The following is a 15,523-nucleotide window of genomic DNA, read 5'->3' as shown; positions in this document are numbered from 1 at the left end:
GAAGGCAGCGCCATGCGCTTCTTTTCCGACAATGCCGCCCCCGTCCATCCCGCCGTGCTGCGCGCGATCGCCGCGGCCGACACGCTCGACACCGCCTATGACGGCGATCGCTGGTCGAAGGCGCTCGACGAACGCTTCTCGGCGTTGTTCGAGACCGCGGTGCGCGTGCTGTGGGTGCCGAGCGGCACCGCCGCCAATTGCCTCGCGCTCGCCGCTTTGTGCCCGCCGCACGGCTCGGTCGTCTGCCACCGCGAGGCGCACATCCAGAACGACGAATGCGGCGCGCCCGAATTCTACACGCACGGCGCCAAGCTGTTGCTGGCCGAGGGCGACGGCGCGAAGCTGACCCCCGCCAGCGCCGCGGCGGTGCTCGATCGCCAGCGCTACGACGTCCACCAACAGCGTCCGCACGCCTTGTCGATCACCAACGCCACCGAATATGGCCGCGTCTACACGCCCGCGGAGGTCGCGGCGCTCGGCACCCTCGCGAATGAGCGCAAGCTCGGCTTCCACATCGACGGCGCGCGCTTCGCCAATGCGGTGGTGTCGACCGGCGCCTCGCCTGCCGACCTGACGTGGCGCGGCGGCGCGGATGCGCTCAGCTTCGGGTTCGTGAAGAACGGCGGGATGAACGCCGAGGCGCTCGTCTTCTTCGACCACGATCTCGCCGAGGCTACGCTCTATCGCCGCAAGCGCGCGGGGCATCTGCTGTCGAAGGGGCGCTATCTCGCCGCGCAACTGCTCGCGATGCTCGACGACGACGTGTGGCTCGACTGTGCACGCGGCGCCAACGCCGGTGCCGCCTTGCTCGCCCAGGCGGCGGGCGCTCGGCTGCTCCACCCGGTCGAAGCGAACGAGGTGTTCCTGCGCGTCACTGCCGACGAAGCCGCCGCGCTCCGCGCCGCCGGGTTCGACTTCTACGATTGGGGCGTCGGCGAGGCGCGGCTGGTGGTGAGCTGGAACCAACGCGCCGAGGACATTCGCCCGCTCGCCGACGCGATCGCCGCGCTCGGATGAGCCCCGCCGATCCCTCCAACAGCACGCGCGCCACGGTGCTGGTGCCGTTCGCGCTGGTCGTGTTGATCTGGGGCTCGACCTGGATCGTGATCCGCGACCAGCTTCACGGCGGCGCGGTCGCGGTGCCCGCGAGCTGGTCGGTCAGCTATCGCTTCCTCGTCGCCGGCGTCACGCTGGCGGCGGTCGCGGCGTGGCAGCGTGCGCCCGGCACGCGCGCGCTGTTCGGTCAGCCGGGCTTCTGGCGCTTCGCCGGCCTGCTCGGCGTGTTCCAGTTCGTGCTCAACTTCAACTTCGTCTACCGCGCGGAGGAGCATATCACCTCCGGGCTGGTCGCAGTGATCTTCGCGCTGCTGCTCGTCCCCAACGCGCTGTTCGCGCGCATTTTCCTCGGTCAGCGGCTCGGGCGGCAATTGCTGATCGGCTCGGCAATCGCGATGAGCGGGGTGGCGCTGCTGTTCATCAAGGAAGCGCGCGGCGATCCCGGCGGCCCGACCGAGTCGCTGATCGGCATCGCCTTCACGCTGTGCGCGATCCTGTCGGCGTCGACCGCCAATGTCATGCAGGCGACGAAGACCGCGACGCGCTATCCGATGATCCCGACGCTCGCCACCGCGATGCTGACCGGTGCGACGATCGACGCAGGCTGGGCGTGGATCACCACCGGCGCACCGGTGTTCGACCTCCGCCCCGGCTATATCGCGGGCGTGCTATACCTCGGCATCATCGCCTCGGCGCTCGCCTTTACGTTATACTTCCGCATCATCCGTACGATCGGCCCCGCCAAGGCCGCTTATAACGGCGTGATCGTGCCGGTGATCGCGATGCTGCTGTCGACCGTCTTCGAGGGTTATCGCTGGACGCTGCTGGCGGCGGCCGGCGCAGGGCTCGCCGCGGTCGGGCTGGTGGTGGCGCTCAGCGCGCGCAGGCCGGCGCGATAATCGGGAAACTGCGGCTGCCAGTTCAGCACGCGCTTCGCCTTGCCATTCGCCACGCGGCGATTCTCGGCATGGAAGCCGCGCGCAGCCAGCGAAAGCTGCTCCAGCGGCACGATCGGCGGCGGCGCGATCCCCAGCAATCGCGCGGCATAGGCGACTACATCGTCCTGCGCCGCCGGCAGGTCGTCGGCGAGGTTGTATGCCCCCGCCGGCGCATCGAACCCGGCGACGACACCGCGTGCCAGATCCGCGACATGCACGCGGCTGAACACCTGCCCCGCGACGCCGGTCCGATGCGCCGCGCCGCTCGCCACCCGCGTCAACGGCGAGCGGCCCGGCCCATAGATGCCCGGCAGCCGGAAGACCCGCGCGCCCAGCGCCATCCACGCCGCATCCGCACGATTGCGTAACGGCCGTCGTCCGCAATCGGCGGCGGCATTTTCATCCACCCACGCCCCGCCGACGTCGCCATAGACCCCGGTCGACGAGAGATAACCCAGCCACCGCCCGGCCAGCGCCTCCTCATAGCGGTCTAGCACCGGATCGCCTGCCTCGTCGGGCGGCACCGACGACAGCACATGCGTGCTCGCCGCCAGCCCCGCCCGCACCGCGGCCTCGTCGTCGAAGCGGATCGTTCCGTCGCGCCCGTCGCGCGTCGTCGCCAGCAACGGCGCACCCGCCGCCGCCGCCACCGCACGCGCCGCATAGCCTAATCCGAAGACGAACAACCGCACCGACGATCCTTCCCGAAACCACCCTTTGTCTTGGGCAAACGCCCCCGGACCGTCCACGGGTGCGCCGAACATCAACTCCGTGACCCCAGCGCCTGCATCATCCGGCGCACCCGACTGCCACGCCGCCGCCCGTCCCAGATCAGGAACAACGCGACCGCGATCGTCGCCAGATTCTTGATGCCGAAGAAATTCCACAGGAACCCGGTCGTATAGCCGCCATATAGCGACCCCATCGCGCGCCCGAACAGGATCGACGCGATCCAATTGCCCTCCGCGATCGACTGCGCGACCATCCGCATCACCAACGCGTGAAACGCCGCGAGCAGCGACGAAACGGCCAGCAATCCGACGATCCCCATCGTCATCAACAGATAGGGATAGAGCGAGAAGACGAAGCCGTTGCCACCGTCCATCGCCCGGCCGAGCAGCCGCGACGGCGTGAAGCGCTGCATGACGTAATAGAGGCCGAACCGCGTTCCGGCGTCTTCGGCCTTCTGCGCGCCGGGCGTCATCCACGATGCGACATCCGCCCCGATCGCGCGATCGTCGAACCGCATATTGGTCAGATACCGGTCGTCCGCGACATACCAGAGCTGCCCCTGCAGCGCGGCGCGCTGCCCGTATTTCCGCACCGCCGCGTCGAGATCGGTCAGCGCGCCATAAGCGATCAGCACCGCCGGCAGCGTGACGACGACGATCGCCACCGCGATGGCGCCGATCGCCCGGATCGGGATCGCCCGGTCGTTGGCGATATGCGCCAGCCCAACGGGGATCGAGAAGATGCTGACGATCATCACCAGCGAGGTGAACTTCTCGCCGAACAGCACCGACAGCGCCAGCAGCCAGACGAGCACCGACGCACCGTGCAGCCGGTAACGGGGCACGCAGCACAGCACGCCGATGAACGGCACCAGCACCGGGCGATTGGTCATCCACGCCGAATAGATCGGCGAATCGACTGTGCGCAGATAGGCGAAGCGATCGAGGTGATCGAGCAGCGGGAAACCGTTGTTGACCCCCAGCGGCATCAGATAGGCGGTCGCCGCACTCATCACGATCAGCAGCCCGATCCAGATGACGCGTCCGTGCGGCTGCCAGCGATGCGGCGCGTCGCGGATCAGCATCTTCAGCCGCGGCCACGACGCCTCGACCACGATCGTCGCGGTCAGGAAGAACAGCAGGTAGATCAGCAGCAACCGGGCGAACGCCCCTGTCGCGTGCCCGGTGATCTCGGTCTCGACCATATAGGCCCCACCCTCGATCGCCGCGCCGGAAATGAACTCGGTCAGCCGCAGCGCGATCAGCGGCACGAACAGCAGGAACGTCGCAGGCGCGGTCCGCAACAGCCCGAAGGACAGCGACCCGAACAGTGCCAGCGCCAGATACGCCCACGCCGCCGATGGCGCGGTCGCCGCCCCGAACGCGACCAGCGCGCCGAGCACGAAATGGATCGCGAACATCCCGCCGAACGCGCGGGCGCGCGGGCCATATGGAACGAAGCGTCCACGCGACCGGTGCCCGCGTCGCGCGGACGGCAACCGCTTTCCGCCTACGAGCGCCATATCCGGGTCCTTGCGTGGTGGCCTGCTGCGCGCTTTCGATAAGATCCGCGCCACCATCTGCGCAACGCCACGAGGCTGGCGCGCACGCGACCGCATCGCGAAATGTGCAGGATCCACGCCACAGATCGCCAATCCGGGGCAGTGTGCCGCCACGCGCGCCCGCCTCTTGCTCTATGCAGATCGTGCCGCCGCCATGGAGACGCCGCTGCCCCATGTCCTCGCGTCATCCGCGCGTGCTGCACTCGCCGCGCTGCTCGCGACCTGCCCGGCGACCACCCCGTCGCAAGGCACGTCCACCGACTGGGCAGCCCTCGCCACCGACGCGCGGCAATCGCCCGTCAGCGGCAACGGATTGCGGCGAAGCTGGATCGGGGCGGATGGCCGCCCGGTGACCGTGGCGGTGCTCGCGCCGCATCTCGACGGCCGCCCGGTGATCGCGCTCGATCCCGTCCGCGGCGACAATGGCCCTGCGATCGCCACGGCGCTGGCGCGGCTGCGCGCCGCCGGCGGCGGAACGCTGCGGCTCGCGCCCGACACTTGGCCGATTGCCGGTGGCCCGCCGGGGCTGCTGCTCGACGGGCTCAGCGACGTGCTGATCGACGGGCCGGGCGCGAAGCTCGTGTTTGCACGCTGGGGTGACGGTATCCTGATCTCGAACGCGGCGCGCGTAATGCTGCGGGGCCTGTCGCTTGGCTATGCGCAGCCACCGGTCGTCGCGGCGCGCGTTTCGGGCGGACGGCTCCACTTCACCGGCCCCGCTCCCGCGCCCGGCACGCCGATCTATCAGGTGTCGGCACGCGGCCTCGCGGGCGCGCGACGGCTGCTCGGAAAGCAGGGTCGACCACTCGGCACGGGGGGCGCGTTGCCCGGCGGTCTGTCCGACTTCGCGCCCGGCACCCGGTACAGGTGAAGCTCAGCTGGTACCGCGGCGGCGCGATCCGCATCGGCGATCCCGGCGATACCCCGGTATCGCACGACATCACGCTCGATCATGTCACGGTGCGCGATTCCGCGGGAACCGGGATCACGGTCGAGTTCATGGACCGCGGGCTCGCGATCGTCGCAGCGACGCTCGGCGGCACGGGTGGCAGCGCGATCGCCTATGACGGCGTCCACGTCACCGCGGCCGGTGGCGACCTGCTCATCGAGAACAGCGATTTCACCGGCATGGGTGACGACGCGATCAACATCGCCACGCCGATCCTCGACGCCCGCCTCGATCCCGACCGGCGCAGCATGACGCTCTCGGGGGTCGCGTCTCGCGTTTCGTCGGGCACGCGGCTCGCCTTGTTCGACGCCGGGCTGCGCTTGCTCGGCACGGCGACGGTCGCAGCGCGGAGCCCACGCGATCCCGCCGGGCGGATACGCGCCATCTTCGCCGCGCCGGTGCCGGCGGGTACCGTCCGCTACGCGCGTAATCTGGACCTGCTATCCGCGCGCTATGCGATCGTGGGCAACCGCATCACCGACTGCCTCTGCCACGGAGTGCTGGCGCAGGCACCGAACGGGCTCGTTCAGGACAATCTTTTCACCGGCCTGCGCTTCAATGCGATCCGGCTGCTCACCAGCGCCGCCTGGAAGGAAGGCACCGGAGTCTACAACGTCGTCGTCGCCGACAATCGCATCGCCGACACCGGGCAGGACACGCGCCCGGACCGCGTCTGGGCGGCGATCACCGTATTCGGCGAGTTGGACAGTGCCGTGCCCCGTGCCCCGCCACCGCTCGCCGCAGAACCGCTCAACGCCGGACTGCTGATCCGCGACAACCAGATCGACGGTGTCGGGCAGGGCTGTATCGCCATATCCAACGCCACCGACGTCACGCTGCGCCACAATCGTTGCACGCGCTTCGGCCAGCCGCCGGTGATGATGCAAAAGCTGACGGGTCGCGCCGACCCGCCAAGCGCACCCGCCCTGCTGTCCGCAGCGAGCGGCCTGTGGATCGAAGCCTCCACCACCGCGCGGGTTACCGCTGACGTAGACCGCTAGACAACGCCCCGGCGCCGGGCGCTTGCGTACAATGACCTCCTGTGCCTAGAAAGCACACACCATTTATCACCAACATCTATCGGCTTGATAATAGTTCTCAAAGAAATAGCGTCGTGTTCAACTACTTGCTCTGAAAAGTGAGAAGCCGTGCTTGATTCGCCTTTTGTTAGGCTTGCCGATTACGAAGACTCACTATCAATCCATTCTGACTTAAGGATTTGCCTCGTTATCGAGGCAGTAGGCGGTGGCGCGGGGCGGCATGTGCTTGATTTGGCAAAAACACTGCACATGCGCGGGCACGACGTTCACCTGATTTACTCGCCCCGTCGCGCCGAACCGCGGCATCTTGCCGAGATCGCGGCGCTGCCGATCACCAGCGAGCCACTGGCGATGCGTCGCGCACCCGGACTGCACGATGTGGCCGCCGCCCGCGCGCTCGCGGCCACGCTGCGTCGCGCGGGTCCGTTCGACATCGTCCACGGCCACAGTTCGAAGGCCGGCGCGCTGGTCCGCCTCGCCGATGTCGGCCCGGCGAAGCGCGTCTACACGCCACATGCCTTCCGCGGTCTCGACCGCAGCGCGTCGCTCCCCGCACGGCTGGCGTTCAACGGCGCGGAAATCGTGCTGGGTGCGGCGCGCACCGACGCGCTGATCGCGGTGTCGAGCGGGGAGCTGGCGTTCGCGCGCAAGCTTCGGATCGCCACGGGCCGCTGCCACCTGATCCGCAACGGCGTCATCGACATTCCCGCCGTGGCGCGCGCACAGGCCCGTGCGGCGCTCGGCCTGCCCGACGACGCGCCGGTGATCGGCTTCGTCGGCCGGCTCTCCTACCAAAAGGCGCCCGAACGCTTCGTCGCGGCGATGCGCCGCGCGATGCCGCAGGTGCCCGACTTGCGCGCGGTGCTCGTCGGCGACGGCGAACACGCAGACGCGGTCGCGCGCGACCTCGCCGCCTCCGGCTTCGCGGACCGCTTCATCTGGAGGCGTACCGCCAAGGCGCAGGAGCTGATGCCCGCCTTCGACGCGGTGATGATGACCAGCCGCTACGAGGGGCTGTCCTACGTGCTGCTCGAAAGCCTCGCCGCGTATGTGCCGATCGTCACGACCGACGTCGCGGGCGCGCGCGACGTGATCGGCGGCAGCCGCTGCGGCCTGATCGTGCCCAACGATGCCACGGTGATCGATCGCCTGGCCGAAGCCGCGATCCTGATCGGCACCGACCGCAAGGCGCGCGCCGCCATGGCCGCGGCCACCGCGGGGCGCAGCCGCGAAATGAACGGGATGCGGATGATCTACCAGACCGAGATGCTATACCGGCGATTGCGCGACGCGCGCTGATGCCGCCGGTCTTCATCAACGGTCGCTTCCTCACCCAGCCGGTCAGCGGGGTGCAGCGGTACGCGCAGGAGATCGTCACCGCCCTCGACGCGCTGGCCGGCGAGGGTGCGCTCCCCGCCCGCTACGTTCTGCTCGCGCCACCCGGCGCACGCAAATTGCCGCTGCGGCATATCGAGACGCGCACGATCGGCACGCGCGCGGGTCACTATTGGGACCAGGTCGATTACGCCCGCGCCGCCAGCGCCGGCGTCGCGCTGTGCCTCGCGATGACCGGTCCGGTCGCGCTGCGCCGACAGGTCGTGGTGATCCACGACGCGGCGGTCCAGCGTCATCCCGAACATTTCAGCACGCCCTACGTCCTCGCGCATCGCGGGCTCGACCGGCTGCTGGCACGCCGCGCAATGGTGGCGACCGTCTCCGACTTCTCGCGCCGCGAACTCGCCGACGTGCTGCCGGTCGCCGCGACCGATATCGTCGTCGCCCCCAATGGCGCCGAGCATCTTTCGATCGCCCCCGACACCGGCGTGGTCGCACGGCTCGGGCTGACCAAGGGCGGCTATTTCCTCACGCTCGGCAATCTCACCCGCAACAAGAACCTCGCGGTCGCGCTCCGGGCGCTTGCGCGGCTAGGGCCCGGCCGTGCGAAGCTGGTCGCGGTCGGGCGGATCGACCCAGCGGTGTTCGGCTCGGCGGGGCTGCCCGACCCGGGACCGGACCTTCTACTCCCCGGCCGGCTCGACGACGCCGAGGTCGCCGCGCTGATGCAAGCCGCGCACGCACTGATCTTCCCCAGCATCTACGAAGGCTTCGGCATCCCCCCGCTCGAGGCATTCGCCAACGGCTGCCCGGTCCTTGCCAGCACCGCTCGGGCCGTCGTGGAAGTCTGCGGCGACGCCGCCGATTATTTCGACTGGCACGACGACGCCACGCTCGCGCGACTGATGCAGCGGTTTCTCGACGACCACGACGGCGCGCTCCGCCGCAACCGGGTCGCCAAGGGCAGGCGCCGCGTCGCCCTCTTTTCATGGCGCGGGTCGGCGCAGATCCTCGCCGATGCCTGTGTGACGGCGGCGGCGCGATGAAGGTCCTGATCGTCAACACCCTCTACCCGCCGCACCGGATCGGCGGCGCGGAAAAGTCGGTGGCGCTGCTCGCCGAGGCGCTGGTCCGCGCCGGCGACGAGGTGACGGTCGCAACGCTCGACGACATCGCCGCTCCGATCATCGAGATGCGGAACGGCGTCACCGTCCATCGCCTGCCGATCGACAACATCTACTGGCCCTACGACCCGGACGCACCCGCGCGGCCGAAGCTGAAGCGCCTGCACTGGCACGCCCGCAACCGCTGGAACCGCGCCGCCGCGCACCGTCTCGGCACGCTGCTCGACGCGGTCCGCCCCGACGTCGTCCATTGCAACGTCATCACCGGCTTCGGCCCCGCGATCTGGCGCGCGATCAAGCGGCGGAAGCTGCCGCTCGTCCAGACGCTGCGCGATTACGGCGCGATGTGCACGCGCTCGGCCTTGTTCAGGAACGGCGCGACCTGCACGACGCGCTGCCGCGAATGCCGCCTGCTCACCGCGCCCGCCAAACTGTTGTCCGCCACGGTCGATCAGCTGGTGTCGAACAGCGATTACGTCATCCGCCGACATCACGCCGAAGGCTATTTCCCCGACGTTCCCGCGCGGCGCATCTTCAACATCGTCCCGCTCGACGAGCAGCCGCGCGACCCGAGACCGCCGGACGCGCCGTTCGTGTTCGGCTTCATCGGCCGCATCGAGGCCGAGAAAGGCATCGATGTGGTGCTGGAAGCGGCCACCCGCGTCTGGCGCGACGGCTGGCGGCTGCGCATCGCCGGGGTCGGCGCTCCCGATTATGTCGCCGCATTGAAGGCGCGCTATCCCGATCCCCGCATCGAATGGCTCGGCTTCTTGCCGGCCGGCGACTTCTACCGTGCGATCGACACCGTGCTGATCGCCTCGGTCTGGCCCGAGCCACTGCCGCGCACGCTGATCGAGGCGCTGTCCTACGGCCTGTCGGCGATCTGTGCCGAGGCGGGCGGCATCCCCGAGATTGCCGACCTCGCCGCCCATGCGATCACCTACCAGCCGACCGATATCGACGCCCTCGCCACGGCGATGGAAACCGCGCTCGCCGACGCCGCAAGATGGCGCGCGGGCGGGCTCAGCGACCCGAACGCGCTCGGCCGTTTCGGGGAGGACCGGATCGTCACCGAATATCGCGCCGCTTACGCCGACGCGATCGCCGCGGCCCGCCCCTGATCGACAAACTCGATCATACCATCAAGGTTTTCGCATTTTCCCGATCAACCTCGCTCCTCTAGTAACGTTGTCACAGATTGCCGGAATGGTGATGCGCGCCCGTGCGTTCGGGCAGCGGCAGACCCGTACAGCGGTCGCGAGAGGAGACGAGACATGGACGCCATCACCGAAGGTAGCTCGATCAACGATCCCAAGAAGCAGCCTGCCGCAATGCGCAAGCTGCTCGGGCATACGGCGAGGGATTGGTGGCCGGAATCGCTCTCGATCGACATCCTTCACCAGCAGGGCAAGAGCGGCAATCCGTTCGGCGACGACTTCGACTATGCTGCAGAATTCCTGAAGCTCGACCTGAAGGCGGTGAAGGCCGACCTGACCGCGCTGATGACCGACAGCCAGCCTTGGTGGCCGGCCGATTACGGGCATTACGGTCCGTTCTTCATCCGCATGGCGTGGCACTCGGCGGGCACCTACCGCACCGGCGACGGCCGCGGCGGCTCGTCGGCGGGGCAGCAGCGCTTCGCCCCGCTTAATTCGTGGCCGGACAACGGCAATCTCGACAAGGCGCGTCGCTTGCTCTGGCCGATCAAGCAGAAGTACGGCCGCGCGCTGAGCTGGGCCGATCTGTTCATCCTCGCCGGCAACGTCGCGATCGAGTCGATGGGCGGCCCGACCTTCGGCTTCGGTGGCGGACGTAAGGACGTGTTCGAGCCCGAGAAGGACGTCTATTGGGGCACCGAGGAGGAATGGCTCGGCCAGACCCGTATCGACGAAGAAGCCGGCCTGGCGCTCGAAAGCCCGCTCGCCGCGATCCAGCACGGCCTGATCTACGTGAACCCGGAAGGCCCGGGCGGCTGCCCGAACCCGATGGGCTCGGCGCGCGACATGCGCGAGACGTTCGCGCGCATGGGCATGAACGACGAGGAAACCGCCGCGCTCACCGCCGGTGGTCACACCTTCGGCAAGGCGCACGGCGCGGGTGACCCCAAGCTGGTCGGCCGGGAGCCGGAGGGTGCGGACATCGCGTCGCAGGGGCTCGGCTGGGCGTCGACCCATGAAAGCGGCATGGGCGATCACACGATCACCTCGGGGATCGAGGGTGCGTGGACGCCGACGCCGACGACTTGGGACATGACCTACTTCGACATGCTGCTCGATCATGAGTACGAGCTGACGAAGAGCCCGGCCGGCGCGCACCAGTTCCAGCCGGTCGGCAATCCCGAGGACACGCTCGCCCCCGCCGCGCACACGCCGGGCAAGAAGGTGCCGACGATGATGACCTCTGCCGACATGGCGCTGAAGGTCGATCCGAAGTACCGCGCGGTCATGGAGAAATTCCGCGCCGACCCCGCTTATTTCGCGGACGCGTGGGCGCGCGCGTGGTTCAAGCTGACCCACCGCGACATGGGGCCGAAGCTCCGTTACCTCGGCAGCGAGGTGCCGCAGGAAGACCTGATCTGGCAGGACCCGATCCCGGCCGTCGATCACCCGCTGATCGACGCTGCCGACGTCGCGTCGCTCAAGGCCACGCTGCTCGATCGGTTATCGGTGCAGGATCTGGTCAAGACGGCCTGGGCCTCGGCCTCGACCTATCGCGGATCGGACAAGCGCGGCGGTGCGAACGGCGCGCGCATCCGCTTCGCGCCGCAGCGCGACTGGGAGGTCAACGATCCCCAGAACCTCGCGCGCGTGCTCGGCGTGATCGAACAGGTGAAGGCCGACTTCGACGGCGCGGCGACCGGCGGCAAGCAGGTGTCGATCGCCGACCTGATCGTGCTCGGCGGCACCGCCGCGGTCGAGAAGGCGGCGAAGGACGCCGGGCATGACGTGACCGTGCCGTTCACGCCGGGCCGTGCCGATGCGCTCGAGGAGCAGACCGACGCCGAGAGCTTCGACGTGCTCGAGCCCAAGGCGGACGGCTTCCGCAACTATCTCCAGGTCAAGTTCAACGTGCCCACCGAGGAGCTGCTGGTCGATCGTGCGCAGTTGCTCGGCCTCACCGCGCCGGAAATGGCGGTGCTGGTCGGCGGGCTGCGCGTGCTCGGTGCGAACGCGCAGGGCAGCGAGCACGGCGTGTTCACCAAGCGCGTCGGTCAGTTGACCAACGACTTCTTCGTGAACCTGCTCGACATGAACACCGCATGGAAGCAGGTCAGCGACGAAAGCGACGAGGAATTCGTCGGCACCGATCGCACCACGCACGAGCAGAAGTGGACCGCGTCGCGCACCGATCTGGTGTTCGGCTCCAACTCGCAACTGCGCGCACTGTCAGAGATCTATGCCTGCGACGATGCGAAGGACAAGTTCGTCGCCGACTTCGTCAAGGCGTGGACCAAGGTGATGGATGCGGACCGTTTTGATCTGGTCACGCACTGATTGATCGGCTAGCAAGCCATTGAAGAATTGGGAGGGACCGGAATGTGGCCGTTTGGCTGCGTCTCGGTCCCTTCCTCCTTGTACCGGCCGAACAGCCCTTCGGGTCGCCCCGTGGCTGCGACAGTCGGGGCCGCCGGCGTGCCCCCCACGCCGGCGGCCGAACTCGCCGAGCACGGCGCATTCTAAATCGTCATTGCGAGCGCAGCGAAGCAATCCAGGGCCGGATCAGGACGCCCTGGATTGCTTCGCTGCGCTCGCAATGACGTCTTCTATCGCCCACCCCGGCGAAGGCCGCTGAGCGCAACGATAAATTCTCAGTCGTCACCCCGGCGAAGGCCGGGGCCCAGTTGGGAAGGTCGAAGAAACGAAGCGAGACGCACGTCACCAGCGTCCCTCAAAGCGGCCCCGGCTTTAGCCTAGGTGGGGCTTGTGGCGCGAGGATCGACCCTCACCACCGTTCGCCCTGAGCCGGTCGAAGGGGCGTGCCCCAACCTCTCCCCCGCGCCAGCAACGTTACTTCTTCCCCTCATCCTTACGCGAGTTCGCGAACAGCACCGCCGCGGCCACCGCCGCCGAACCGATCCCGACGCCCAGCCACGTCTTCCCCGGCTGCCAACGCCCCTTGCGCTGGTGCGCGGCGGCACTCGACGCGCCGGCTTCCTGATGCGCCTTGGCGGCCGCGGCGGCTTCCAGGATTTCGTTGGGTTGCTCGTCGCTCACGTCACTCTCCTTTTGGCGCGTCATAGCGCGCACGGAAGTCATTGGCGAACGCCGCCAATCGTCCGTCAACGATCGCGGCGCGCAGATCGGCCATCAATGCTTCGTAAAAGGCGATGTTGTGTTCGGTCATCAACATCGCGCCCAGCATCTCGCCCGCCCGCACCAGATGGTGGACATAGGCGCGCGTCCACGTCGTGCACACCGCGCACGCGCATTCCGCGTCGAGCGGCCCCTGATCCTCGGCGAACCGCGCGTTGCGGATGTTGATCGGCCCGGTCCGCGTGAACGCCTGACCGGTCCGCCCGGACCGTGTCGGCATCACGCAGTCGAACATATCGACCCCGCGCTCGACCGCGCCGACGATATCGGTCGGCTTGCCGACCCCCATCAGGTAACGCGGGCGTTCGGCCGGCAATTGTCCGGTAGCGAAGTCGAGGCAGCCGAACATCGCCTCCTGCCCCTCGCCCACCGCCAGCCCGCCGATCGCATAGCCGTCGAACGCTATGTCGATCAGCGCGTCGGCGCTCGCCTTGCGCAATCCTTCGTCGAGCGCACCCTGCTGGATACCGAAGATCGCGTTGTTCGCGGCATGGTCGCCGCCGCTGTCGAAGGCGTCGCGGCTGCGCTTCGCCCAGCGCATCGAGCGTTCCATCGCCGCCGCCTGTACCTCGCGCGTCGAGGTGGTCGGCACCAGTTCGTCGAACGCCATCACGATGTTGCTGCCCAACAGGCGCTGGATCTCGATCGAGCGCTCCGGGCTGATCATGTGCCGCGTCCCGTCGAGGTGCGACGCGAACGCCACGCCTTCCTCGGACCGTTTGGTCAGCGCCGACAGGCTCATCACCTGATACCCACCCGAGTCGGTCAAGATCGGTTTGTTCCAGCCCATGAAGCGATGCAGCCCGCCCAGCCGCGCGACCCGCTCCGCGCCGGGACGCAGCATCAGGTGATAGGTATTGCCCAGGATGATGTCCGCGCCCGCGCGCTCGACGTCGGCGGGCTTCATCGCCTTGACGGTCGCGGCGGTGCCGACCGGCATGAACGCCGGTGTGCGGATCACGCCGCGCTGCATCGTGATCGTGCCGGTGCGCGCCGCGCCATCGGTCGCGGCGACCGCGAAGGCGAAGCGCGTCATCGCCGTCCTCCGCGCCGCTTCTTGTCGGCGTCGGGGGCGTCGTCCTTCTTCTCGGGCCGCCGCCCCGCGGTCGGCCCGCGCGCGTCGACCGGCATCGTGCGATAGGTCAGCAGCTCGGCCCGGCTGATCGCATGATCGCCGTCCTGATCGTAGCGCGCGAACAGCCGCGAGAAATGGTCCTGCAATTCGGCCAGCGTCACCTCGCCGTCATTGTCGCGGTCGACCTCATACGGGCTCGGCAACGCGGCGCGGTCGCCCAGGTAGCGCAACGCCCAGTCCCCGAACGCGATATAGCGCAGCTTGCCGGTCTTGTTCGGATCGAACGCCGCCAGCGAGGCGGTGACGCATTCCTCCAGCTCGTAGCGCTCGACCTTGGCATCGCCGTCGCGGTCGCAGGCGGCGATCATCATCGCCACCGGCTCGACCACCATCGTCGCCGGGGTCTGCGGGGTGGCGGGCAGTGGCGCGCGGACGGTGATGTCGCCTTGCTGCGGCGTATCTTGTACCGGGGCCGCGGCGAGCAGGAGCAACGCAAACGGAATCATCCCCGCTCCGTGGCAGAAGTCCGCGCGGATCGCCAGCGCCGTTGGGCCGACCCGGCGGTCAGCCCTCCATCGCGGACTTGGTATCCTCCAGCGCGAGGTCGACCAGGGTCCGCATCGCCGCGGTCGCGCCGGTCACATCCCCGGCCGCGATCATGTCGTGCACGCGGACATGGTCGGGGATCGGGTTGCGCGGCAGCGCCCGCGCACGTTGCTTGAACTGCGTCGTCCAGTGGATCGCCGCACCGATGCTCGCGCTCAGCACCATCAGCGCGTCGTTGCGCGTCGCGCGCAGCACCGCATTGTGGAAGTCCTTGTCGGCCGCACGCCCCGCCTCGGTCGCGAGCGTATGCCGCCGCATCGCCGCCAACGCGTCCTTCATCGCCTTCAGGTCGTTGCGGTCGCGCCGCTGCGCCGCCAGCCCCGCCGCCGCGGGCTCGACGATCGCGCGCAGCTCGAACAAGGCGCGGACGAATTGCACGTCGGGTGCCCCAGCGAACGCCCAGGCGAGCACGTCGGGGTCGAGCAGGTTCCAGCGCTCGCGCGGCAGCACGCGCGTCCCCGCCTTGGGTCGGCTCTCGACCAGCCCCTTGGCCGCAAGCACCTGCATCGCCTCGCGATAGGCGCTGCGCGACACGTCGAGCGCCTCGGAGAACGCGACCTCGCCCGACAAGGTATCGCCCGGCTGATACTCGCCCGAGACGATCGCGGTGCCCAGTTTGTGCGCGATCGCGCCGTGCAGCCGCCGTCCGGTGCCCCGCACCGATGCGCGCGCTGCCTCCTTGGCATCGCCCTCCTCCTGCGGCACGCCGCTCTCCCGATCCGCCATCACCGCTCCTTTGTGACCTGCTTTATTGCACCGTGGCAAGCGCGCGCCGCCCGGCAAATGGTCGTTGC

14 protein-coding genes are annotated in these 15,523 nt (G+C 68.7%); 8 read left to right on the top strand and 6 right to left on the bottom strand.

The genetic code is table 11. From position 1 onward, the window contains the following. The first annotated feature begins 12 nt into the window (after positions 1-12). Together QP166_RS00300 and QP166_RS00295 are read left to right on the top strand one after the other, a co-directional pair. The gene (locus QP166_RS00300; protein WP_333914095.1) at positions 13-1,017 is read left to right on the top strand and encodes a threonine aldolase family protein; all 1,005 of its coding nucleotides are present in this window, start codon (positions 13-15) and stop codon (positions 1,015-1,017) included. Then, positions 1,014-1,955: a DMT family transporter gene (locus QP166_RS00295; RefSeq protein WP_333914094.1), complete on the top strand. Its 942-nt coding sequence runs from the start codon at positions 1,014-1,016 to the stop codon at positions 1,953-1,955. The genes QP166_RS00300 and QP166_RS00295 overlap by 4 nt, the downstream gene beginning before the upstream one ends. On the opposite strand, the gene QP166_RS00290 is transcribed toward QP166_RS00295, so the two are convergent. Beyond that, positions 1,865-2,686 carry an NAD(P)-dependent oxidoreductase gene (locus QP166_RS00290; RefSeq protein WP_333914093.1) on the bottom strand — a complete coding sequence of 274 codons (822 nt, stop codon included), beginning with the start codon at positions 2,684-2,686 and terminating at the stop codon, positions 1,865-1,867. The two genes, QP166_RS00295 and QP166_RS00290, sit on opposite strands and share 91 nt — an antisense overlap. A 71-nt stretch (positions 2,687-2,757) precedes the next feature. Further along, the gene (locus QP166_RS00285) at positions 2,758-4,248 is read right to left on the bottom strand and encodes a DUF6418 domain-containing protein (RefSeq protein ID WP_333914092.1); all 1,491 of its coding nucleotides are present in this window, start codon (positions 4,246-4,248) and stop codon (positions 2,758-2,760) included. 193 nt (positions 4,249-4,441) lie between these two features. Between QP166_RS00285 and QP166_RS00280 the strand changes: the two genes are divergently transcribed. From QP166_RS00280 to katG, 6 genes are all read left to right on the top strand, one after another. Further along, a complete protein-coding gene (locus tag QP166_RS00280) occupies positions 4,442-5,158 on the top strand; it encodes a hypothetical protein (protein WP_333914091.1) in 717 nt (238 codons plus the stop codon). Beyond that, on the top strand, positions 5,155-6,237 hold the full coding sequence (locus tag QP166_RS00275) for a right-handed parallel beta-helix repeat-containing protein (protein WP_333914090.1): 1,083 nt from the start codon (positions 5,155-5,157) through the stop codon (positions 6,235-6,237). Before QP166_RS00280 ends, QP166_RS00275 begins: the two co-directional genes overlap by 4 nt. Positions 6,238-6,384: 147 nt before the next feature. Next, positions 6,385-7,575, top strand: coding sequence for a glycosyltransferase family 4 protein (locus QP166_RS00270; protein WP_333914089.1), 1,191 nt, complete (start codon positions 6,385-6,387; stop codon positions 7,573-7,575). Next, positions 7,575-8,657, top strand: a complete 1,083-nt coding sequence (locus QP166_RS00265) for a glycosyltransferase family 4 protein (RefSeq protein ID WP_333914088.1) — start codon at positions 7,575-7,577, stop codon at positions 8,655-8,657. Before QP166_RS00270 ends, QP166_RS00265 begins: the two co-directional genes overlap by 1 nt. Beyond that, positions 8,654-9,856: a glycosyltransferase family 4 protein gene (locus QP166_RS00260; RefSeq protein ID WP_333914087.1), complete on the top strand. Its 1,203-nt coding sequence runs from the start codon at positions 8,654-8,656 to the stop codon at positions 9,854-9,856. The genes QP166_RS00265 and QP166_RS00260 overlap by 4 nt, the downstream gene beginning before the upstream one ends. Positions 9,857-10,009: 153 nt before the next feature. Next, the gene (katG, locus tag QP166_RS00255; protein WP_333914086.1) at positions 10,010-12,229 is read left to right on the top strand and encodes a catalase/peroxidase HPI; all 2,220 of its coding nucleotides are present in this window, start codon (positions 10,010-10,012) and stop codon (positions 12,227-12,229) included. 513 nt (positions 12,230-12,742) lie between these two features. Here katG and QP166_RS00250 read toward each other — a convergent pair. Genes QP166_RS00250 through QP166_RS00235 form a run of 4 tightly spaced genes read right to left on the bottom strand, consistent with a single transcriptional unit; the run spans position 12,743 to position 15,455 of the window. After that, positions 12,743-12,949 carry a hypothetical protein gene (locus QP166_RS00250; protein ID WP_333914085.1) on the bottom strand — a complete coding sequence of 69 codons (207 nt, stop codon included), beginning with the start codon at positions 12,947-12,949 and terminating at the stop codon, positions 12,743-12,745. A 1-nt stretch (position 12,950) separates the two neighbouring features. After that, the gene (gene tgt, locus QP166_RS00245) at positions 12,951-14,084 is read right to left on the bottom strand and encodes a tRNA guanosine(34) transglycosylase Tgt (protein ID WP_333914084.1); all 1,134 of its coding nucleotides are present in this window, start codon (positions 14,082-14,084) and stop codon (positions 12,951-12,953) included. Next, positions 14,081-14,629, bottom strand: coding sequence for an EF-hand domain-containing protein (locus QP166_RS00240; protein WP_333914083.1), 549 nt, complete (start codon positions 14,627-14,629; stop codon positions 14,081-14,083). Before QP166_RS00240 ends, tgt begins: the two co-directional genes overlap by 4 nt. Positions 14,630-14,687: 58 nt before the next feature. Further along, on the bottom strand, positions 14,688-15,455 hold the full coding sequence (locus QP166_RS00235) for a FadR/GntR family transcriptional regulator (protein ID WP_333914082.1): 768 nt from the start codon (positions 15,453-15,455) through the stop codon (positions 14,688-14,690). Positions 15,456-15,523 lie beyond the last annotated feature (68 nt).

The sequence above is a fragment of the Sphingomonas sp. LR60 genome, assembly GCF_036855935.1.
Classification (GTDB): domain Bacteria; phylum Pseudomonadota; class Alphaproteobacteria; order Sphingomonadales; family Sphingomonadaceae; genus Sphingomonas.
Note: the sequence above shows the minus strand (reverse complement) of the source record. Positions and strands in the feature narration are given on the sequence as shown.